Annotated in this window: 24 protein-coding genes; 14 read left to right on the top strand and 10 right to left on the bottom strand. The window is 39.6% G+C overall.

Annotated features, from left to right (window positions below; translation table 11 throughout):
* Positions 1–30: 30 nt before the first annotated feature.
* The 9 genes from mdtD (at position 31) to F959_RS00080 (ending at position 8,915) form a co-directional block, all read left to right on the top strand.
* Positions 31–1,419: a multidrug transporter subunit MdtD gene (gene mdtD, locus F959_RS00120; protein ID WP_004876285.1), complete on the top strand. Its 1,389-nt coding sequence runs from the start codon at positions 31–33 to the stop codon at positions 1,417–1,419.
* A 46-nt stretch (positions 1,420–1,465) separates the two neighbouring features.
* Positions 1,466–2,434 carry a hypothetical protein gene (locus tag F959_RS00115; protein ID WP_004876284.1) on the top strand — a complete coding sequence of 323 codons (969 nt, stop codon included), beginning with the start codon at positions 1,466–1,468 and terminating at the stop codon, positions 2,432–2,434.
* Positions 2,435–2,444: 10 nt separating this feature from the next.
* The gene (locus tag F959_RS00110) at positions 2,445–3,206 is read left to right on the top strand and encodes a glycoside hydrolase family 25 protein (RefSeq protein WP_004876282.1); all 762 of its coding nucleotides are present in this window, start codon (positions 2,445–2,447) and stop codon (positions 3,204–3,206) included.
* Position 3,207: 1 nt separating this feature from the next.
* On the top strand, positions 3,208–4,263 hold the full coding sequence (dinB, locus tag F959_RS00105) for a DNA polymerase IV (RefSeq protein WP_029424902.1): 1,056 nt from the start codon (positions 3,208–3,210) through the stop codon (positions 4,261–4,263).
* 303 nt (positions 4,264–4,566) lie between these two features.
* On the top strand, positions 4,567–5,286 hold the full coding sequence (gene creB, locus F959_RS00100) for a two-component system response regulator CreB (protein WP_162098236.1): 720 nt from the start codon (positions 4,567–4,569) through the stop codon (positions 5,284–5,286).
* Positions 5,287–5,289: 3 nt separating this feature from the next.
* A complete protein-coding gene (gene creC / locus F959_RS00095) occupies positions 5,290–6,756 on the top strand; it encodes a two-component system sensor histidine kinase CreC (protein ID WP_004876278.1) in 1,467 nt (488 codons plus the stop codon).
* Positions 6,757–6,831: 75 nt separating this feature from the next.
* A complete protein-coding gene (gene creD, locus F959_RS00090) occupies positions 6,832–8,220 on the top strand; it encodes a cell envelope integrity protein CreD (protein WP_004876277.1) in 1,389 nt (462 codons plus the stop codon).
* Between the two features lie 58 nt (positions 8,221–8,278).
* Positions 8,279–8,482 carry a hypothetical protein gene (locus F959_RS00085; RefSeq protein WP_004876276.1) on the top strand — a complete coding sequence of 68 codons (204 nt, stop codon included), beginning with the start codon at positions 8,279–8,281 and terminating at the stop codon, positions 8,480–8,482.
* A 76-nt stretch (positions 8,483–8,558) separates the two neighbouring features.
* Positions 8,559–8,915, top strand: a complete 357-nt coding sequence (locus F959_RS00080) for a RidA family protein (RefSeq protein WP_004876275.1) — start codon at positions 8,559–8,561, stop codon at positions 8,913–8,915.
* Here F959_RS00080 and F959_RS00075 read toward each other — a convergent pair.
* The 6 genes from F959_RS00075 to F959_RS00050 form a co-directional block, all read right to left on the bottom strand.
* Positions 8,912–9,442, bottom strand: a complete 531-nt coding sequence (locus F959_RS00075; RefSeq protein ID WP_004876274.1) for a DUF2726 domain-containing protein — start codon at positions 9,440–9,442, stop codon at positions 8,912–8,914. The two genes, F959_RS00080 and F959_RS00075, sit on opposite strands and share 4 nt — an antisense overlap.
* Before the next feature lie 320 nt (positions 9,443–9,762).
* Positions 9,763–12,150, bottom strand: coding sequence for a YgiQ family radical SAM protein (locus F959_RS00070; RefSeq protein WP_004876273.1), 2,388 nt, complete (start codon positions 12,148–12,150; stop codon positions 9,763–9,765).
* Positions 12,151–12,347: 197 nt separating this feature from the next.
* Positions 12,348–12,830: a hypothetical protein gene (locus F959_RS00065; protein WP_004876272.1), complete on the bottom strand. Its 483-nt coding sequence runs from the start codon at positions 12,828–12,830 to the stop codon at positions 12,348–12,350.
* Between the two features lie 58 nt (positions 12,831–12,888).
* Positions 12,889–14,085 (bottom strand): MFS transporter, encoded by a 1,197-nt coding sequence (locus F959_RS00060; protein ID WP_004876271.1) that lies wholly within the window; start codon positions 14,083–14,085, stop codon positions 12,889–12,891.
* 79 nt (positions 14,086–14,164) lie between these two features.
* A complete protein-coding gene (locus F959_RS00055; protein ID WP_029424903.1) occupies positions 14,165–15,421 on the bottom strand; it encodes an esterase-like activity of phytase family protein in 1,257 nt (418 codons plus the stop codon).
* Between the two features lie 122 nt (positions 15,422–15,543).
* Positions 15,544–15,948, bottom strand: a complete 405-nt coding sequence (locus F959_RS00050) for a helix-turn-helix domain-containing protein (RefSeq protein ID WP_004876269.1) — start codon at positions 15,946–15,948, stop codon at positions 15,544–15,546.
* 80 nt (positions 15,949–16,028) lie between these two features.
* On the opposite strand from F959_RS00050, the gene F959_RS00045 reads away from it, so the two are divergent.
* The 5 genes from F959_RS00045 (at position 16,029) to F959_RS00025 (ending at position 19,081) form a co-directional block, all read left to right on the top strand.
* Positions 16,029–16,520, top strand: a complete 492-nt coding sequence (locus F959_RS00045; RefSeq protein WP_004876268.1) for a DUF2938 domain-containing protein — start codon at positions 16,029–16,031, stop codon at positions 16,518–16,520.
* An 11-nt stretch (positions 16,521–16,531) separates the two neighbouring features.
* The gene (locus F959_RS00040; protein WP_004876266.1) at positions 16,532–17,101 is read left to right on the top strand and encodes a flavodoxin family protein; all 570 of its coding nucleotides are present in this window, start codon (positions 16,532–16,534) and stop codon (positions 17,099–17,101) included.
* Positions 17,101–17,319 carry a DUF2798 domain-containing protein gene (locus F959_RS00035; protein ID WP_004876265.1) on the top strand — a complete coding sequence of 73 codons (219 nt, stop codon included), beginning with the start codon at positions 17,101–17,103 and terminating at the stop codon, positions 17,317–17,319. The genes F959_RS00040 and F959_RS00035 overlap by 1 nt, the downstream gene beginning before the upstream one ends.
* A 335-nt stretch (positions 17,320–17,654) precedes the next feature.
* Entirely contained in the window at positions 17,655–18,218 is a 564-nt protein-coding gene (locus tag F959_RS00030; protein WP_004876261.1) for a lytic transglycosylase domain-containing protein, read from the top strand.
* A 383-nt stretch (positions 18,219–18,601) separates the two neighbouring features.
* On the top strand, positions 18,602–19,081 hold the full coding sequence (locus tag F959_RS00025) for a lytic transglycosylase domain-containing protein (RefSeq protein ID WP_004876258.1): 480 nt from the start codon (positions 18,602–18,604) through the stop codon (positions 19,079–19,081).
* A 52-nt stretch (positions 19,082–19,133) separates the two neighbouring features.
* On the opposite strand, the gene cysK is transcribed toward F959_RS00025, so the two are convergent.
* The 4 genes from cysK to F959_RS00005 all read right to left on the bottom strand — a co-directional run bounded on the left by cysK (position 19,134) and on the right by F959_RS00005 (position 22,860).
* The gene (cysK, locus tag F959_RS00020; protein WP_004876256.1) at positions 19,134–20,135 is read right to left on the bottom strand and encodes a cysteine synthase A; all 1,002 of its coding nucleotides are present in this window, start codon (positions 20,133–20,135) and stop codon (positions 19,134–19,136) included.
* A gap of 109 nt (positions 20,136–20,244) precedes the next feature.
* Positions 20,245–20,502, bottom strand: coding sequence for a hypothetical protein (locus tag F959_RS00015; protein ID WP_007482599.1), 258 nt, complete (start codon positions 20,500–20,502; stop codon positions 20,245–20,247).
* 206 nt (positions 20,503–20,708) lie between these two features.
* Positions 20,709–22,325 (bottom strand): Na/Pi cotransporter family protein, encoded by a 1,617-nt coding sequence (locus tag F959_RS00010; RefSeq protein ID WP_004876252.1) that lies wholly within the window; start codon positions 22,323–22,325, stop codon positions 20,709–20,711.
* Between the two features lie 82 nt (positions 22,326–22,407).
* Positions 22,408–22,860 (bottom strand): GNAT family N-acetyltransferase, encoded by a 453-nt coding sequence (locus F959_RS00005; protein WP_406564418.1) that lies wholly within the window; start codon positions 22,858–22,860, stop codon positions 22,408–22,410.
* Positions 22,861–22,930: the final 70 nt, after the last annotated feature.

The following is a 22,930-nucleotide window of genomic DNA, read 5'->3' as shown; positions in this document are numbered from 1 at the left end:
CTAAAGCTGACTTTTCATTCGTCACAACTTATGACAACGACCACGCATCAAGCTGTACAACCTGAATTTCGACTGTTGGTATTTTTGGTGTCGATTGGCTTTTTTATGCAAGCCTTGGATACCACGATCGTTAATACTGCTATTCCTGCGATGGCAGTACAACTCAATGAAAATCCTTTGCAAATGCATGGTGTCATTGTGGCCTATGTCTTATCTGTTGCAGCTTGTATTCCGTTAAGTGGCTGGTTGGCGGATCGCTTTGGTATTCGTAATATTTATCTCAGCGCAATGGTCATTTTCAGCTTGGCTTCTCTGGGCTGTGGTTTATCTCAAAACTTAGAACAACTGCTATTTTTCCGTGTGATTCAAGGCATTGGCGGTGCATTATTGATGCCTGTCGGGCGTTTGGCGCTACTCAAATTGATTCCCCGTTCGCAATTCTTGTCAGCGATGAGCTTAATGAGCTTAGCAGGTTTGCTTGGGCCATTAATGGGCCCCTCCTTAGGCGGTTGGTTGGTCGAGGTCAGCACATGGCATTGGATATTCCTGATTAACATTCCGATGGGTATTCTCGGGATGATCATGACTCTGAAAGTCATGCCGAATCAGAAAGAGCCTACAGTAAAACCTTTCGATTTGAGCGGTTTTATTTTATTGATGGTTGCCATGGTTGGACTATCTCTCGGGATCGAAAACATTGCCTCACCGCAGTATTCACACTGGGTCAGTCTAAGTCTGTTAATCGTTGGGGTGATTGCAACCTGTAGCTATGCCTATCATGCACATAGCCATCAAAATGCACTATTCCATGGACGTTTATTCCGCTACAAACTCTATTCGATCGGCGTGCTTGGCAACTTCTTCGCACGCTTAGGTAGCAATGCGATTCCGTTTCTTTTGCCATTGATGCTACAAGTTGCTTTTGGTTTTGAACCATTTATCACGGGTTTAATGATGATCCCTGCTGTTTTGGGTTCTTTATTCTCGAAGCCAATTGTTCGCCCCTTAATTCAGCATGTCGGCTATCGTCGTTTCTTACTGACCAATACGGTGCTAGTCGGATTATGTATTATTAGTTTTTCGCTGATGACAGCAGCAACCCCCCTTTGGCTGAAAGTACTCCATCTATTTATTTTTGGGACTTTAAATTCACTGCAATTTGTCGGAATGAATACATTTACCTTAAAAGATTTGCCACAACAAGACGCCAGTAGTGGCAATAGTTTCTTATCAATGATCATGATGCTGTCCATGAGTATGGGCGTGGCGTTAGCAGGTACACTGATCAATACATTTGAGCAACATTTTACAACAGCGACCATCGACCCCGCATTTCATGCCACCTTGATCACACTTGGCTGTATCAACATCATTACAGCAATTGTGTTTTGGCAGATTCCCAAAGACACAACAGACTAAAAAGAACGATCAACCCTACACTCACAATGACAATAAGGAAAACCACATGATCATCCCGCGATATTGGGCTGAAGCGAAAACTAAAATGAAATTTGAAGGCCGACAATATACGATTAAACGCTTTGGTTGGTCGGATCAAAACGTAGAATCTGCTCAACAGCATGCTGAACAACGTGTTGCTGAAGCGATAGAACAACTTAAAAAAGACAAAGAAATTCGCCGACTCGATCATAAAGTCGCTTATAACGGCGCTGAAGGTTTACCGATTCGGGAGGAAATTATTGCCCAACAGGATGATGTCATCATTACCCGAAATAGTTACGGAGCGTTATGCCTCAATACACCTGATGTGTTATTTGCTGATGTTGATCTGATCCATCATCCTAGCTCGAAGCTTGCTACAATTGTATTTTTTACATTGCTCAGCTTGAGCGGCCTTTGTGCGATTTACTTGAGTTCTTGGTGGATCTTCGGCTTTGGATGTGTCATCGCATTGTTTGTCACTGGCTTAATCAGTAAATGGTTATTCCACATTCAATCCAAATTTACAGGTACACCAGCACAACGTGCCTTAGGAAAAATCCGTCACTTCTCACAACAACATCCTGATTGGCATTTACGCGTCTATCGTACGCCGAATGGTTATCGCATTTTAGTTATGCATCAAACTTTTGATCCTCGAGGCGAACAAGCACAAAACTTATTCCAAGCCATTTCAACGGACAGTTGTTATGTCCTGATGTGCAAAAATCAAAATTGTTTTCGTGCTCGCATTAGTCCCAAACCTTGGCGCATCGGAGTTGAACGCTTGCGACAAGGGATATGGCCCGTTCAGCAAGAACGTATCACACAACGAGCAGATTGGGTTCAAAACTATCAACAGCATGCTCAAAATTATGCATCCTGTAGATTTGTGGAACAATTTGGTCACCAACTCAGCCATCCCAAAGCGAAACGCGTACAATTACTGCATGATCAATATTGTAAATCTGATACTCAACTCGAAATCGCATAACTGAACAACCATGACCAAGACAAAACCGAAACAACGACTTTCCCAGTATTATCCAACGCTCACCAGTGTTGGTTTAGCACTCATGCTTGGATTAGTGAGCTATTTCGGTTTGTTCTACCAACAGAAAGCATCTGCAAAAGATTATTCAATTCGTGGTTTTGATGTATCTCATCATCAAGGTGATATTGATTGGAAAAAAATTTCACCGCAGCATTATCAGTTTGTTTACCTCAAGGCGACTGAAGGTGGTGACTTTAAAGATCGAAAATTTCAAGAAAACTGGCTAAAAGCGCGTGAACAGGGTTTACATGTCGGTGCCTATCACTTCTATCGTTTATGTCGCGATGGGCAAGTTCAAGCAGAAAATTTTATAGCGACTGTACCCAATAAAACGGATGCATTACCGCCTGTCATCGATCTCGAATATGACAGTAATTGTATTAATACCTATACCAAAGAGCAGTTGCTTAAAGAAATCCAAGTGATGCATGACCAACTGCAAAAGCATTACGGTAAACAGCCCATTTTTTATATTTCTAAAAGCTTTTACCACATCGTATTGATGGGCAATTTTAATCAAACACCTTTATGGGTGAGAGATTATGAATCAAAACCTGAACTGAAAGATGGTCGAAAATGGATGTTTTGGCAGCATACCAGTCAAGGTAAAATTCAAGGCGTACCTAAAGCAGTGGACTTAAATGTCTATGCAGAATCACCGAAAGAATGGTTTCTGTTTTTAAAAGAACAAGGCATTCAAGATGGCAAATGAACTGCGCAAAATCATTCATATCGATATGGATGCCTTTTATGCATCAGTCGAACTCAGAGATCGCCCTGAGCTTAAAGACTTGCCTGTGGTCATTTCCTCTCACCATCCTCGTGCCGTCATCGCAGCAGCGTCCTATCCTGCCCGTGTATTTGGCTTACGCTCAGCAATGTCGATGGGACAGGCAAAAAAGCTCTGCCCTCAAGTTGTGGTGATCGAACCACATTTTGAAAAATATCGTGAAGTTTCAGCTCAAATTCATCAGATTTTCCAACAATATACAGCGCTCATTGAACCACTATCTTTAGATGAAGCTTATTTAGATGTCACGGAAAATTTAAAAGATATTCCGAGTGCAACGGAAGTTGCGACACAAATTCGGGCTGATATTTTTGCCGTTACGGGGCTGACCGCCTCTGCGGGTGTTGCTCCAAATAAGTTTTTGGCAAAAATTGCATCGGACTGGAATAAACCCAATGGTTTATTTGTGATTAAGCCTCATCAAGTCCTAAAATTTATCCAAGATTTAGCGCTGAATAAAATTCCTGGAGTCGGTAAGGTTACTCAAGAAAAACTCAATCAGCTCAATCTACATACACTTGGTGATCTGCAACTAATTAAAGAAAATGTGCTGATTCATCATTTCGGTAAATATGGAAAGCAACTGTATTTATATGCGCAAGGCATTGATCATCGCCCTGTAAAAGCAGAGCGTGAACGCCAACAGATATCAAAAGAAATTACCTTTGATGATGACTATACCCTTGCTCAATGCCAACATGCTTGGCAACCGCTCAGTGAACAAGTTTGGCGCAGCCTGAATAAAAAACAACTTACAGCGCGTGGTGTAAACGTCAAATTAAAACTCAAGAATTTTCAGGTACTACAACACAGCAAGAGCTTTAAAAGTCCTTTGCAATCACAACATGATTTGCAACAAGTTGTGATTCAACTGCTCGAAGAAATGCATATAGATCCTGATTTTCAATTCCGCTTAGTCGGTGTTGGTGTATATCAACTTCAACAAGCTCAGGAAGAATCCCAACTTTCATTGTGGTAGTGCTGATTTTTTACACAAAAGCACAGTGCTCACCTAAATTTATGTTTGCTTTTTATCCAGTTTTCAGTACTCTAAGCAACGCAGTAACTTTATCCTTGTTACCTGCCCATGCTAAAGAAATCCTCGCTTTTAGCATCTGCTCCTGTGGTTGGCGTGACGATCAAATCCGAATATTACAGGGCACTTTTGGTGTCCTTCATACATATTTCCACTAGCGATAAAAATTCTTAGAATCTTCTGCATTGCTCAATAAGTTCAGATAAACTCATTCAATAAAATCAGAAAACGATTGATTACAACGAGATCATGAACCCTAAACAAATTCTTTGTGTTGAAGACGAAGCTGCGATTATTCTACCACTCCGTTATGCGCTTGAGCGTGAAGGATGGACTGTTCATTGGGCAAATACAGGCACTCAAGCTTTAGCAATGAGTGCATTACAAACTTTTGATTTTATTATTCTTGATGTCGGCTTACCTGATATAAATGGTTTTGAAGTGTGCAAACAACTTCGCAAAAAAGATCATACGCCTTTACTGTTCTTAACCGCTCGAGATGATGAAATTGATCGTGTTGTAGGGCTGGAAATTGGCGCTGATGATTATTGTAGCAAGCCATTTAGCGCGCGAGAAATCGTGGCGAGAATCAAAGCGATTTGGCGTAGAATGGAGAGTCATGCACAGCCTGTAACCACATCAATTGAAATTCCTGAAACTGACGTTACTTTGCAATCAGCAACATGGTCATGTAATCCACAATCCTTACAAATCCAATATCATGGGCAAATGTTGCAACTTACGCGATATGAATACCGCTTGTTATTTTTGCTAATTCAGCATCCTGAGCAGGTCTTTAGTCGCCAACAATTGATGGATCATATTTGGGAACACCCAGAGCATAGTTTGGAACGAACTGTCGATACACATATCAAAAGTTTAAGGCAAAAGCTTAAACAGATTACCCCTGATGATCCGATTCGGACACATCGAGGGTTTGGGTATAGTTTAATGAAGTTGGATTAAAACATGTCCATCTTTATTCGCATTTGGTTTTTCTTTAGCTTGGTAGTGGTACTGAGCCTAAGCTTTATTGCCTATACCCTCACTCAACAAGTTAAACCCAATGTACGACAAGTGGTTGAAGACACGCTTGCCGAAAATGCCAATATTATTGCCCAACTTATTGCTGAAGATGTGTATCAACATCAAGTCAATACGCCTGAATTTAATCAAAAAATTCAAGCTGCATTATCTCGTCAACTTGATGCAACCATTTGGCAGCATAAAAAAGAAGAAATTAATCAACAGCTTTATATTACTGATCAGCATGGCGTTGTGATTTATGATTCAGAAGGAAAAGCGGTTGGACAAGATTATTCAAAATGGAATGATGTTTATTTGACGCTGCAAGGTAAATACGGCGCGCGCTCTACAGCAACGAACCCTAATGACCGCAATAGCAGTGTGATGCATATCGCCGCACCGATCATTTATAGACAACAGTTGCTTGGTGTGGTCAGTATTGGTAAGCCCAACCAGTCAGTACAGCCCTATATTGCTCGCGCAGAACAACAATTGATTTATCAAGCACTTTGGATAGCAGCGCTCAGTCTTTTGCTTGCCAGTATAGTGGCATATTGGCTTAAACATAGTATTGATCGAGTTCGTCGTTATGCACAAGCGCTTGCACCCGTGAATCAAGCCCCATTCTTTTATTCAGCCAAAGAACTCAATCAAGTGACTCAAGCACTCAGTGAAATGCGTGAGAAACTAGAAGATAAAGCCTATGTTGAAAATTACGTCAATACATTAACGCACGAGCTAAAAAGCCCACTGACCGCCATTCAAGCCAGTGCAGAGCTATTGCAAGATGATCTACCACCAGCGGATCAACAGCAATTTGTACAACATATCATGCAGCAAAGTCAGCGCTTGCAGTCTTTGATCGAAAGAATGCTTTTGTTAACGCGTTTAGAAAAAAATGATCATGCGCTTGAGTTCCAAACATTAGATCTCAGTCTTTTATTAAAACAATGCTTTTTACAGCAAAGTAGTGCTCTGCAACTCAAAAATATCCATATTCAACTGGAACTACCTGAACATTACAGCATATATGCCGATCCCTTTTGGCTGAAACAGGCGCTAAATAATCTACTTGATAATGCAAGGGACTTTTGCCCTCCTGATGGAAAAATAGCAGTTCATCTTAAACAAGATCATGCGAATCATCAGATCGAAATTTTATTTTTTAATGAGGGAGAATCTATCCCTTCATACGCGATAAATCGTATTTTTGAGACTTATTTTTCACTGCCTCGACCACATAATCAGCAACGTAGTACTGGGATTGGTTTAAGCATTGTTCAACACATTATTCAGCAACATCGAGGTAAAATTACGATTCAAAATATCTCTGCAAATGCTCTCGATTTCTTAGAGAATCACCACTCGGGCGTACTGGTCACACTAACACTTCATACAAACTTCACATAAACTTCAAATCGAGCGCATTCAAAATGCATATCACCTTGGAATACTTGTCATATCACTATGACAATGGATTCCAACATGCGCCGTAACTTTATTCATCTTAAAATCGGAGCAATTCTGTTCTTGATTTTCATTTTTTATATTGGACTTCTATTTATTTCCAATCTCGTTTCTGAACGCCAAAGCTATCAACAACAAGTGATTAATGATATTGCAAATGAACAAATTCGACCACAACAAATCATCGCACCTTACTTAAAATTGCCCTATCAAGTCCAAACAACATGCACAGATGAGGATAAGAAAACCTATAGCTGCAACCAAACTCTTTTTATTGTTCTAGGTGCAGAATCTGCGGACTGGCGTGCGCAATTCAAAGTATCCGATAACACATATAAGCGCACAATTTACAAAGCGATTAGCTATCAAAATTCAATGTCAGGCAAAGGTTCTTTTAAAGCAATCGATAATAAATCTCAACGTCATTATCTATGGGACCAAGCCGAAATCATCTTCCCGATTCAAGATGCTCGTGGACTCAATGCCAAACCTATTCTAAACATTGAAAATAAGACCTATAAATTTGATTTTTATGAACAAAGCCAAGGAAAAAATAGCTTTGATTTAATGCATATTACCACTCAACAATATCCTGAACTGATTCAAAAATTTCAACAAGGTTTTAAGTTTAATCTAAAGTTTGAACTTGAAGGACTCAGTGAATTTAGTTTTATTCCAACCAGCTATGAAATGACCTATCAAGCTCAAGGGAATTGGAGCGATGTAAAATATGATGGACAAAGTTTGCCATTCAAAAAACTCAATCAGAAAAACCACTTTCAGGCTGACTGGAAAAATATCGCTTTAGGTAAGCGAAATTTGGATCGTATCGCCCTATGTGAAAATAGCCAATGTTTCTATCAAGCGCTCAATTCTAGAGAAAATCCAGACAATCAATATGAAAGTAATGCATCCAGAGCCAATATTTCTGGTATTTCTACTCAATTTCTAGACCCTGTAAACATCTATACACAAACAGATCGTGCCATTAAATATGGTGTTATGGTGATCATTATTACCTTTGGATGCTTCTTTTTATTCGAAGTTTTAAAACAACTAAAAATCCATCCCATCCAATATGCACTTGTTGCGATGGCACAAGGCGTATTCTTTGTTTTATTGCTTTCAATCAGTGAATACTATGCATTCGCTTGGGCATATCTGATCGCGGCAATCGCTTGTATTGGCTTAATCACATGGTATTTGTATTTCGTCGTTAAAGGATTTAAAGCTGCATTTTTATTTGGAGTTCTGCTAAGCATTTTGTACAGCATGATGTATCTATTACTACAATCTAGCGGTAAGACCTTCTTATTTGGCTCCATCCTCTCCTTTATTCTCATCGCCTGCGTCATGTTCATTACACGTCATGTCAACTGGTATCAATCTGAACAACAAAGCACATAAATCATCATTGGGCGAAGCGATTTCGCCCATTTTTTCAAAATTGAAAAGGAATAATGATATGTATCACAGCGCTTATGCAACGATTAGTCAACTGAAACAACTGTGCCCTCTGCATAGCTCAATCGCAACCTGTTTAAATCAACTACGACATGCCAATATTCAATTTTTAAATTTGGGCAGCTTGATTGTCTGTCCACAACAACGCTGTGCTTTATTTTTCTATCAACGTCACTTGATGGAAATACAAGCTTTTAGGATTTGACTTAAAACAAATTTACACTCTAGGTTTATCTCATCTATTACAATCAAACAAAATCTATTCTTATTAGGAACATAAAATGTCTGTGCAACGACTACATGTCACCTCTCGTTTTTGTGAAGTCGCAATCTCAGGAAATTTAGTTCATTTGGCAGGTCAGCTTGCAGATGATACCAGTGTAGATGCTGCTGCACAGACACAGCAGACCTTAGACAATATTGATCGTTTACTTGCAGAAGCAGGAACAGATAAAACACATATTTTATCCGTGCTGATTTTTTTAAAAGACATTGAGAAGGATTATGCAGCCATGAATGCAGTATGGGATGCATGGATTGCTGAGGGACACCCCCCAGCACGTACCTGCGTAGAATCTAAACTGTATGCACCTGATGTTTTAGTTGAAATGACGGTCACAGCCGTGAAGCCAGATTAAGACTTTGCAGCGAACATATTATATTTCATGATATGTTCTGCTTGTACCATACCTGTTGATACTGTCGAAATTGTGGTATTTGGTTCTAATGGATCAGATACCAAATCATCACGTAACTCTTGCTCGGTTGGAATACTGCTATAACGCAAGACTCGATAACCAGCCAGCTCAAGCAAACTATCTTGGTAATGTTTTTGATGAAGGCGGTTCACATAAGACTCATCAACAATCTCAATCACAACCAAAACCTGATGTTGTTGATCCAATACAACGAAATCAGCAACTAAACCTTGATATTTACGGCGTGTATGAGCGTATTTAGTCGTCAATAATGCATCAAAAGACACATGCGCTAAAATCGTATGTCTTGGTAACACAGCCTGAAGACGCATCAAGGTGATCTGTTCTGAAATGGTGAGAATACCACGTCTCTTTAAGGGGCTGTCTTGACGTTGATTTCGATGTAAACGCCGAAGCACAAGTGCTGCAATTAGCAGCAATCCTACTATTGTTATGAAATAATACATTTCTAACCAATCCTTTAGATTTTTTATAATCATTTTGGCTATGATGCCAATTTTTTTAATCAATACTTTTTTAGTCAAAAGCAAGCGATAGCAAAGTCATTTTAGCAATACAAACTTAAAATTATTCATCCTTTTTTACAAGCCGACCAAAGTCGTAAAAGTTTGCTGCCCCTTTATTTATAATCATCAAGCAGTAAATATTCAAGTTGATATTGTCAGTATATGTTTCTATTGCGTTATGAAAAATTAAAGCCGATGTGACACAACCCACAATATTACTTAAAAAGAAGGCATTCTATTGAATGCCTTCTTTTGTTCAGTTAGCGCTGTGCTTTGGCTTTTTGTTTAGGCTTTCCTGAAAATGGTCTTTTCTCACCTGTTTCGCGAGGCGGTAAACCATTATGTTGAGTTAAAACCTGTCCTTTTTGTGGACGTTTTTGACCTGACTGCGAACGTGACTGATTTTGTTGACCATTACGTTTTGCAGAATCCCCCGCAACACTCGAATTCTTCTTACGCGCTGACTTATATTCACCTTCAGCTGTACCTTGTGGTTGATACGTCGGAATCAAATGCTGCTTTGAGTTACCAATGAGATCTGAACGACCCATTTCTTTCAAAGCTTCACGTAATAATGGCCAGTTATTTGGATCATGGTAACGTAAGAATGCTTTGTGCAGACGGCGACGTTTTTCACCCTTCACAATATCGACATTCTCGGTATAACGTGCCACCTTAGACAATGGGTTTTTGCCTGAATAATACATTGTGGTCGCGGTTGCCATTGGTGATGGATAGAAGGTTTGTACCTGATCAGCACGGAAGCCATTCTTCTTCAACCAAATCGCCAAATTCATCATATCGTAATCCGTGGTCCCCGGATGTGCAGCAATAAAGTAAGGAATTAAATATTGTTCCTTACCTGCTTCCTTACTGAAACGCTCAAACATTTGCTTGAAGCGATCATATGTCCCAATCCCCGGTTTCATCATCTTCGATAATGGGCCATTTTCGGTATGCTCAGGCGCAATTTTCAGATAACCGCCGACATGGTGCTGAACCAATTCTTTCACATATTCAGGGTTGAGTACCGCGAGGTCATAACGCAGACCAGAACCAATCAGAATCTTCTTCACGCCTTTGATTTCACGTGCTTTACGATACAGTTGAACCAATGGTGCATGATCGGTATGTAAGTTCTGACACACACCCGGATAAACACAAGATGGTTTACGACAGTTTTTCTCAATTTCAGGATCGTTACAGTGCAAACGATACATGTTTGCCGTAGGCCCACCTAAATCCGAGATAATCCCAGTGAAGTTAGGTGCAGTGTCACGGATTTTTTCAATTTCACGTAAAATCGAATCTTCCGAACGGTTTTGGATAATACGACCTTCATGTTCAGTGATCGAACAGAACGTACAACCGCCAAAACAACCACGCATAATATTGACCGAGAATTTGATCATATCAAATGCAGGGAATCGTGCATTGCCATACGCAGGATGTGGTAATCGTGCATAGGGTAAATCAAATACGTAGTCCATTTCCTCAGTCGTTAGCGGAATTGGTGGTGGATTAATCCAAACATCACGCTCACCGTGACGTTGCACCAAGGCACGCGCATTCCCTGGATTGGTTTCCAAATGCAAAATACGGTTCGCATGTGCATAAAGTACTTGATCATCAGCAACTTCTTCAAACGAAGGCAAACGAATCACTGCCAATTCACGCGGCGGCAGCTTATGTTTAATTGCTTTTGATGGTGCAGGCTTTAATTGTACGATCTGAATATCAGGGTCTAAATTATCGCCTTCGCGTACGATTGGATTGGCAACGATTTCTTTTTGGAAATTTTGATATTGTGCCAGTGAGTTGCCTTTTTCTTTTTCAACTTCACAACCGTCAATATCTTCAGTCATCACATAGGGATTGATAATTGGATCAACACGTCCAATGGTATCGATGTCATTACTAGCAATTTCAACGAATTTTGCTTTAGATGCTTTGTTATGTTTATTAATAATAAATGCTGTACCACGAACATCCGTAATCTCGTGGATTTTCTCACCTTTGGCTAAACGATGCATGACGTCGATAATGGCACGCTCACCATTACCATACATCAGCAGATCTGCTTTCGAGTCCATTAAAATCGAACGGCGAACCTTGTCTGACCAATAATCATAATGCGCAATACGACGCAAGCTGCCTTCAATACCACCCAATAACACTGGAACGTCAGGAAATGCTTCACGACAACGCTGACAGTAAACCGTTGCCGCACGGTCTGGTCGCTTGTTCGCTTCATTGTTTGGAGAATATGCATCATCAGAACGGATCTTACGATCAGCCGTATAACGGTTAATCATCGAATCCATGTTCCCCGCTGTGACACCCCATGCGATTGTTGGTTTACCTAATACTCGGAAACTTTCAACATTGGTCCAATCGGGTTGCGCAATAATCCCAACTCGGAAACCTTGTGCTTCAAGTACACGTCCAATCACACCTGATACGAATGAAGGATGGTCGATATAAGCATCACCACACACCAAAATGAAGTCACATGCATCCCAACCGAGCAGATCCATTTCTTCTCGTGACATCGGCAAAAATGGTGCAGGTTCAAAACACGACGCCCAATATTTGTCGTAATCAAACAGCGCTTTTGGCGCGGTCTGCATGGTGTAGGCAGTAGACATGGCTTGCGAATCTCGGCTAGCAGATGGAGGAGAGACATCTATCGGGGCTGGTGGTATTTTAGCCCCTAAAATGAAAGCCGATCATTTTAACATGAATTTCATTCATTTTCCTTGTTTATAAAACATTCAAGAACAAGGAGATAACAAATTATTTGTATAAAGTTTAATCACAATCTATAAATTTTCAAGCGCAGCTATCAATGAGGCCTGTAATAACCATTCGTTACCAACTGAATCGTTCTTAATAATGGATATTGCTCAGGAATTGCATTTCTTGCCATCTTTCCGCATTTCATAATGTCATTCTTTATCTTGAGCATAAACTCATCTAGCGAAAAGATTTTAGCTCCACATAAATAATCCCGACCAGCCGAATGTGCAGGTAAAACAATAATTCTCTCAACGGGTGTGTTTTCATCCAACCATGGAAAAACATTACTAAACATATATTTTTCACCCGACTCAAACTTCTTCTTAAATCTACTTTCTCTAATTTCCCACGAATATGCATCTATAGATGGCTCAATATGGATTAAATGCTGAGTAATTGGATTAAAAGCAATAATATCCAGTTCCATTTCCCAGCCACCATGACTCAACTTCCCGACTTTCAGATTATTCTTAACCAAATATCCCTTCCAATCATAATATTCCGCAATCAAACTTTCTAAATGATTCAAATTTATTATCCTTGTTAAAATTTAGTTAATTAGTACAAATTCTAGCAAATAGAATATCTTATAAGCGTTTAAGATGAACCGCTAAAATTAGCCCAAGCACCAATACCATCCCGACACTGAAATTGATCCCAACCCAACCAAAATTTTCCCAAATCAAGCCGCCACTACTACCAAGCAAACTTGAACCAATGTAATAACAGAACAGATATAAAGAAGATGCGACTGCACGATATTGTACGGCTTGTACTGAAACCCAACTACTGGCTGTTGAATGTGCGGCAAAGAAAGAAAAAGTAAAAATCGTTAAGCCAAGTAAGATCGCCCAAAGTGTGGGAATCAAGGTGATCAGCAAACCTACGATCATGGTCAACAGTAAAATAGGAAGCACTTTATCGCGCCCATACTGAAAGCCCCATTTCGCTGCTTTAGGAGAGCTATAAATACCCGCTAAATAAGCAATCGAAATCAGACCAATCCATGTTTGTGACAAATAAAATGGCGCTTCTAACAGGTGATAACTGATGTAGTTAAATACCGTCACCAAACAGCCCATTAAAATAAAGCCTTGTGCAAATAGAATACGCAATTTAGGATCTTTTAGGTTCTGTTCAAATGCCGCTTTAAAACGCGAAAAACGAAAAGGATAAGGTTTAAAATGCTGTGATTTCGGCAGCAATAAATAAAACAAACACGCAATAATAAAATTCAAAAAACCAATAATATACGTTGCCGATTGCCAAGAAATAAAGTCAACCAAGACCCCAGCTATCAAACGTCCGCCCATACCACCTATCGCCGTGCCCGAAATATATAATCCCATGGCAAAGCCAATATCGTTCTGAGCTATTTCCTCACCAATATAGGTCATTGCGACTGCGGCAACACCACTGACTGCCAAGCCAATAAAAATACGAGTCGTGAGAAAGATTTCCCAAACAGGAAAAGATGCACTGACCAGTAACAGCACAGAGACGAGGAATAAAGCAAACACCATGATCGGTTTACGTCCAAACCGATCAGAAATAAAGCCTGTAAATAACAAGCCGATTGCGAGCGCAATTGTGGAAAAAGAAAGGGGCAAACTACTTTGTGTCGGAGTCACGTCAAAGAATTTTGCAAAAATTGGCATCATTGGCTGCACACAGTACAACGATGAAAATGAAGCAAAACCAGCAAAGAACAATGACCATAAAATCGCTGTAAACGATTTCGAACCATATTCGATATGAGTTGGGCGTATAACTGACTCAGACATTACGACTCCTTATGCCTGATCAGTATACGCTTTCAACCAAAATGAGAAATGATCATTTCGGCCATTTTTGACCTAAAGTTTAAAATAGTGCTTTTGGCAAACGGATTTGGATAATTTCATTATCATCCGCCAGTTTGGCGTTACGTCCCGTTGAACCCGGAAAATTATTATCATTTAGCACAGTCAGCGTTGTACCATTTTCAATAATCACATCTTCGATCGTTTCAAATGGAAATGCAAAAACACGGTCTGTACCAATATCACCTTCTCGTGCAGCACCATATAAAGCATTTGGATTGGCAATCTTCATTAAATCAACCAAGTCTTCACGCACTACCGTTTGAGCAGCATCATTAAACTTGATCTTAATTAATTTCTTATAGCCACCTAAATTATTTTGGCTGGCATCACGCTCAATGATGATGCCGTCTTTGTCATTGAACAATTGGAAATCACCGATATTCGTGGCTTTACTATCTAAAGCGAACCAATAGTATTGTCCTGTATAAGCTTTTTTCTGCACATCAAACTGAGAAATTAATAATAAACGCTCACCTTCTCGAATCGACTTCAATGGCTTCTCAAGCAGTGGATATAAATATTTCCCATTTGGAGAAATTGCCATTCCCTCAAAACCACCACTCTGTGGAACCAATGGTTCAACATAATTGATATTGGCTTTGTTGAATTGATTTTGTGGTGAACGTAATTCTTGCGCTGGGTTCAAGGGATTTGGTAAAGGAATAGGCGCATCCAGCAAGACACCTTCAGCAGAGAAATGAAGTAAATATGGGCCAAATTCGTCGCCAATCCAATATGTTCCATCTGCTGTGCGTTGCATTGACTCAGGGTCAAAATCTGCACCTGTCAATAAGCGCTCGGCGGTATTGCCATTCACAATATCAAATGGAATACGCTTATTCGGATCACGTAACTGAATAAAGCTTTGTACTTCGACTTGTCCAGTTCCTTTCGACTTAGTTTTAAAATCAGCTTTTAGCTTATAAATTCTAAGTAAATAATCCGCTGAATTATCTTGTGTACCAAAACCATTATCAGACATCGCCATGTAGCTACCATCATCGTTTTTCAGTGCAGCAGAAAAACCTTGTACAGGCTGTCCTTTAAAGGGTGGATAAATGCCATTGGCACCTTGAACTGCTTGGCCAGAATCAGGGCCAGCTGCGTAAGTTTCAACAGGAAGTTTGGCAAAAGAAACCAAAGTTGGCTCAGTGACTTTTTCTATTGATGTATTTTGATCTTGGTTATCATCATTACAGGCGCTTAATCCAAAAGTTGTCGCACAGATCAAAGCCAATACGGTTTTCTTGTTCATCATTTTATACGTTTGGTAAAAAAATTAAGAAAATTAGAACAAGTTTTTATGAAACTTTGACTTCAATAAAATGAAATCTTTATGGCGATACAATGACATGCCTATTTACTCAGATACTTTTGCTACAGCTTGGTCGGCTGATATTCTCCTGAAATTGCGGCTTTTAATAAATTTTGAAACGTTGGGCATTGCATGTGATTCTCAGCTGGGCAAACTGCCGCATGCCTTAAACCTTCACTAATGAAATGTAGCCGTCGTGTCATCTTCTCGAGCTGTTCGGCTTTTTCATTCAACAAGCCTCTATCTAGCTCTGGCTGACCATCCTGTCCAAACATTGTTGCAATTTCATCTAAAGAAAAACCAGCTGCCCGCCCCAATGCAATCAATGCCAACTGATCTAAAACTTGTTTGGCATATTGACGACGCAAACCTTGTCGCCCAATAGATTTGATTAATCCTTTCTCTTCGTAAAAACGTAAAGTTGAAGGTGCAACATTCGCTTTTTTTGCGACTTCACCAATATCCATAAATACCTCTTGACTTCAAGTTGACTTGAACTTGCACAATGAATTTATCACATTTGTAGAGATGGAATTGAGGTGAATTCATGAACTTTTTCGAGCAATTATTTCAGATACTCGTCTTAGGTATTGGTGCAACGATTGTCATGGATATTTGGTTATTCATCCTAATGCAACTGAATATTCCGACTTTAAATTTCGCCTTATTGGGCCGTTGGATCGGTTGGATATTTAAAGGGAAAACTCGACATCACCCGATTAACCAAAGCCCTCAGATTCAACATGAATCTCTATTGGGTTGGTGTACGCATTACAGTGTCGGTGTCTTATTTGCTTTTATTTTTATTCTTCTCGCAGGGGGAACTTGGCTCATTCAGCCAGAGTTTTATAGCGCTTTCGCTTTCGGCCTGATCACGGTGCTAGTTCCCTTTTTGATTATGCAACCTGCTATGGGTGCTGGCATAGCAGCTGCAAATACTCCAGAGCCTTGGCTCAACCGTCTTAAAAGTCTCATCAACCACGGTATCTTCGGATGTGGTTTATATCTCGCAGCCAAATTTTTACAATTATTCAATTAAGGGCCTCAATCATGAAATCAATCGCAATTATTTATCATAGTCACCAAGGTCATACCCGATTTATCGCCGAGCAAATTCAGCTCGGGGCTGCGCTGGTCGATCATATTCAAATTGATTTATTTACAACCGAACAATTAATACATCAGCCTGAGCAACTTATCCAATATGACGCTTTAATTTGGGGTTCACCTACCTATCTTGGAGGTGTATCTAGTCCTCTCAAACAGCTGATGGATCGCACTGGCCCTTTATGGAAAAAGCAAAGCTTTAGAGGAAAATTATCGGCAGGATTTACGGTCTCATCTCTTCCTGCAGGAGATAAACAGTCAACGCTTATTTCACTTTTCACCTTTTGTATGCAACACGGTATGATATGGGTCGGTAATCCAATACGACCGAGCCAACATCATGGCGTTGCCTATACTGAGGCAGTCAATCGATTAGGTTCATGGTCTGGATTAATGGCTCAAGCCGAACATGCCAGTGCAGCTCATGCATTCGATGTTGGTGATATTAAAACGGCTCAATTATTTGGGCAAAACATTGCATTGACCTTAAGTGCATATCAAGGGGTTAACTGATGAAGGCTTCAAGGCTTTTATTTCCATTCATTTTGTCTTGTATGATGTCTTTTTTGATTTCAGGAATTACCACGCTTAAAGCAGTTGGTTTTATTGAGCATTTCTTTTCAATGTGGATGTCAGCATGGATTATTGCTTGGATGTTTGCTTTTCCAAGTGTATTGATCTGTGCACCTATTGCTCAAAGAATCGTGAATTTTATTCTTAAAGATCGTTAGAATCTTTTTAAGATCTTTTGTAGGTTTTAACGTATAGTCAGCTGTGGCAATTGACGAATATGCTCCCAAATATTTTTCGCTTACTATAAAACCATAAAGAGATAGGATGTCTCATTCAGAATAACAAGATGCACAGGGTGTGGTCGTTGACAGGAGTCGACGGCAAGAAACAAATATGAAAAAGCCTCGACAGGATGTCGGGGCTTTTTTATGTGTACTAGATCAAGCTGAAGATATAAAAACAAACGATTTAGCTAAACAGCTACCATTGACTCAATAAGTTGACCTCCATACTATCCGCTTGTTTTTTATATGATGGTTAAACTTTTTCAACGATGATAACTTACAACAAGTTCTCTTTTTCTCGATTCCAAAATACGTTTCTTAAGTTGTGTATCCTTTTCCTAAGCTCATATTTAACCGTTGCCTGTAGCACCACTAAAGCACCAACAGTCAACCATTCTCAGCAGTTTTCTACGGGCATTCAAAACGCTTATTCGGTTCATCCCACCACTGCAAATCGTGTTGCACCCATTATTTTACAAACTGCTGATCGCTATAACATCTCACCACATTTACTCGCAGCCCTCATCCGCCAAGAGTCAAGCTATATAAGCAACGCAAAATCATCCGCAGATGCGGTTGGTTTAACTCAAGTTCGCCCTAAGTTTTGGCAACAGACCTGCCCGGGTAATCTTTATGATGAGCAAATCAATATTAATTGCGGTGCATATATTCTCTCTCGTTACTATGAATCTACAGGTGATTGGAGCAAAGCACTGGGTTACTACAATGTAGGACCAACAGGCTATAAAAGAAGCCTCTATATGCGGCAACAGGCACATAAATATGCCAGCTCAGTAAAACGCCATGAACAAGCTTTAAAAGAAGCCCTGTAAGTTTAAACGTACACAGGTTGCAGTGATTGGCGAATATACGACTAAAGTATATAGTTCTATGATGAGAGTCATAAAGAGATAGGAAGTCTCATTCAGAACAACAAGAAGCACAGGACGTGGTCGTTGACAGGAGTTAACGGCAAGAAACCAAATATGAAAAAGCCTCGACAGGATGTCGGGGCTTTTTTACAAACTGAATTTTAAGTTTATCAACATGATAAAATAACAGCCTTGACTCATTCAAATTGAATTAATACCATCCATAGAGCTTCATTTGACGGTTCAATATTTTGCAAATTACATCTACGTCTGATCAACATATCACCTTTAAAAATCTAAGCTCAGTGTTTTTAAAAATCAGTCTTGTTGTGATTGCCATCAGCATGAGTGCATGTAGCAGTCTTAGTGGATCATTTACCCATCGCTCTACTCAATTATCTTCAGGATTACAAACTGCTTATTCTGTATCACCCAATACTGCAAATCGTATCTCGCCGATTATTGTGCAAAGTGCCGATCGTTATGATGTATCACCCACGCTACTCGCAGCACTAATTCGCCAAGAGTCAAACTATAACAGTTCCGCACGCTCACCAACGGGTGCTGTAGGTTTAACTCAAATTATTCCAAGCCATTGGCGTCAATCTTGCCCAGGCAATCTGTACGATGAAACAGTCAATGTTAATTGTGGTGCATATGTATTGGCAAGTTACTATAAGTCTGCTGGAAGTTGGTCAAAAGCCGTTGCTTATTACAATGTTGGACCAACAGGTTATAAACGTAGTTTTTGGACACGCCACAAAGCAAAAAAATACGCACGCTCAGTCAAACGACATGAAAAAACCTTAAAGAAAGCACTCTAACTTCAATAAAAAACCATGCTTGAAAGCATGGTTTTTCCAGTAATTCAATGAATTAAGCTTCGTCAAATAAACCTTCAAAAAGTACTGAGGATAGATAACGCTCGCCACTATCTGGGAGGATCACAACAATAGTTTTGCCTGCATTTTCAGGATGCTCTGCAATCTGAGCGGCTGCGGCCAAAGCTGCACCACTAGAAATACCGACCAAGATGCCTTCTTGAGTAGCACATTTTCGTGCCCATTCAATCGCATCAGCACTGTTTACAGGTACAACTTCATCGACCAAATCTAAATCTAAGTTCTTAGGAATGAAGTTTGCTCCGATCCCTTGAATCTTGTGCGGTGCAGGTGTAATGCTTTCACCATTTTTTGTTTGTGTAATGATTGGAGACTCAGCAGGTTCAACGGCAACAGAATAAATTGGCTTATTCTGAACTTGCTCAAAATAGCGTGAAATACCTGTAATCGTACCACCAGTACCAACACCAGCGACAAGAATATCAACTTGTCCATTGGTTGCTTGCCAGATTTCAGGACCAGTCGTATCGACATGAATTTGAGGGTTGGCTGGGTTTTCAAATTGTTGTGGTAGGAAATAAAGTTCTGGGTTCTCAGTCGCTAAACGAACTGCTTCATCTACTGCACCTTTCATGCCTTTAGCAGGCTCAGTCAGTACAAGATTTGCACCTAGAGCTTTTAATACTTTTCTACGCTCTAGACTCATACTTGCAGGCATAGTTAAGGTAATTGGATAACCTTTTGCAGCAGCAACGAATGCCAAGGCAATCCCTGTATTACCACTAGTTGGCTCAACAATATGCATCCCTGCTTTCAGTACGCCACGTTTTTCAGCATCCGCAATCAACGCTGCACCAATACGGCATTTCACTGAGAATGCAGGGTTACGGCTTTCAACTTTTGCCAATACAGTTGCGCCAGTTTTAATGAGACGATTGATGCGAACTAAAGGTGTATTACCAATCGCTTCCGCATTATTTGAATAAACTGCGATCCCTAAGTTGGCAGGTGTTGGAAATTGTTGATCGGTAGACATGTTATTTCCTTATTAGATTTGGAATGATTCTCAATCATTATAGGCGTGTCAGCTGAGGAGAAAAGTAGAAAACTTTATCTTTTATGAAAAAACTAGATGTTTAGGCGAATTATACTTTGGGTTCAAAATAAAAACTCATTACACCAGAAGCAATAGCTCCGACAAAGCATTCAACTTTAAACTGTTCAACCCCAAAGCTATAAAAGGTCACACCTAAGACGATACCTGTTAATAAACTTGACATCACTGGTGCTGCTCGCTGATTTGCCCTATTCATAGGTTTTGTAGGAATAATCAGATTGCGTGGATAAGCACTTTGCGCATAATGCTGATTAAAAATTGGCAATCTTACAATCACAAAAGTCATGAAAAGAATACCAAAAATGAAAGATATTACTAAGTACAACCATTGGAAAGATTCGCCACGAATATAGGTATATCCAACCACGAAGCAACAGCTTATTAATGCATAGAGCACATAATCCAAGTAGAGTTTTCTTCTCATATTATTATGATTTTAAAGTAGATATTTAGAATCATAATATCATCATTAATCGTATCTCAAACTAAAATTTATTCCACTAAACTTAGCTCTTCATCCACCAACTCTTGCTCTGTATCACCCAATAAGATTGCAACACGGCTACAGTGAACCACCAAATGCTCTAACCATCGTTGTGCAGCCAAAAGCTCTAGTGTATATGTTGCAGATACATTTTTTTGAGAAGAATCCTCTATAAGCTTCTGCCTCACGAATTCCTGTTTATCTTTCATTTCTTCAGCGATGGCGGTGAGATCATTCACTAGCCCTTTCGGTAAATTTACAAAAGGTTCTTGCAATAAATAATGAATATTTTGCTCAAGAATCGTGGCAAAACGCTGTGCTAAGTCATAGATGGAATCTTGCTTCTGAATTGATTCAATATTTGCAACCTCAGCTAGATCATTTTTGAGAACTCGGACATATACTACTAACCTCAATAAGATAATAAATCGATGCTGGTCGCTGCTTGATTGAGGAACAGACATTTCTTCTAAATAATGTTCAACTTTTGCAAGAGTCCGATCATATTCATCTGTATTAACCAATGAAGCAATAATCTCTCCTCGAATACTTCGAGTCAAAACCTTATACATATCAGCAATCGACTTCAACAACGCACGCTCTGCTGCTGCAATCGCCAATGCAGGAACACTATAAAGTGACTCATCCAAATAACGTGTTGTCGTTGGTTCTTGCTCTGGAAGCAGTCTAATAATAAGTTGTTCAAACTTAGGTAAAAGTGGCATAAAAATACATGCACCTAATAAACTAAATGCCGTATGAAATGCAGCAACTAATAACACAGAATCAAGCTGGTGAATCAATTGAAAATGCTGATAAGCCCACATAAATGCAGGAGACAATAGTAAAAATGCAAAAACGGCTGTTACTACATTAAAGATAACATGTACTGCGGCTGTACGCTTAGCACTTGTAGTCGCGCCAATCGCAGCTAAAATTGCTGTGGCAACCGTTCCTACATTTTGACCAATCACCAATGCTAAAGTTTGTTCTAAATTAATTGTTTGAGTCGATAATGCTGCTAATGTGGTTGTAATCGCTGCACTTGATGATTGAAGCAAAATCGTCATGAGAATACCGATAGCAACTAAAATCAATTTCATCATGAATGTTGGTTCAGCCCAACGAGACAAATCAATCAATTCAGCAACACCACTCATGGCATCTTGTAATATTTGAATGCCAAAAAACAGTAAACCGAAGCCTGCTAAAGTTAAGCCAATAAATGCGATTTTCTCTTTACCTAATAGTTTTAATAAAGCGCCCACCCCCATCAATGGTAAGGCAAAACTTGCTATAGAAAATTTCAGGCCTAACAATGCTACCATCCAGCCAGTACTCGTTGTTCCAATATTTGCTCCGATAATCACACCGATTGCATGACTGAAACTTAATACGCCTGCACTCACAAAACCAATTGTTGCTAAAGTTGTTGCTGTTGAAGATTGTACAACTACGGTTAAGCCAATACCTGATAGAACAGCTTTTATTGGGGAGTTGGTAAATCGAACCAGCCATTGTCTTAATGCTTCACCTGCAATCGCTTTTAAGCTATCAGTCATCAAAGACATACCTAAAAGAAATAATCCAATGCCGCCCATCAATTGAACAATCACACTCAGCACTAAGTTTTCCTTATATTTTCTAAAATATTTATGAATTTAAAATTCAAACTTACATGTTTTCATAGAACTACTTCTATTTTATTTATGTTGTTTTATGATTCAATAAAACGTCAAACTGCATAATAGTCGTTTCAATGTTATGGTAGGAAGCTTGATGAATTATTTTAAAACCATGTCTTTGATATAAATCGATATTGTGACTTTCACATTGTAAATAGAGCGTAGTGATACCTAATTGCTTGGCTTTTTCTTTTGCCATTGCAATCATTTTGCCTGCGATCCCTTGTCCTCTCCATACAGGATCAACAAATACACCTCCAATCCAATATTCATATTCTGGGTAATTTTTATTCTCATGTCGCTTAAGCTCTAAGACACCAATCAACTCTTTTTCATGGTGGACTACGATTGCTAAAGGAATAACATCCCAATGAGCTGCTTTTTCCAACACCTTTTGGTATATCACCTCTTCGGTCATCTCTAAAGAGAGATGACCGAAGAGGTGATAGTGCCATTTCGCAATTTTTCCAACGATATTGTATTTAATTCAACTACTTTCCATCATGCAATAAAAAACACCCCCACTCATACGAATGGGGGTGTTT

This window comes from Acinetobacter venetianus RAG-1 = CIP 110063 (genome assembly GCF_000368585.1).
GTDB lineage: Bacteria > Pseudomonadota > Gammaproteobacteria > Pseudomonadales > Moraxellaceae > Acinetobacter > Acinetobacter venetianus.
The sequence above is the reverse complement of the archived record's forward strand: the minus strand, read 5'-3'. Positions and strand labels throughout refer to the sequence as shown.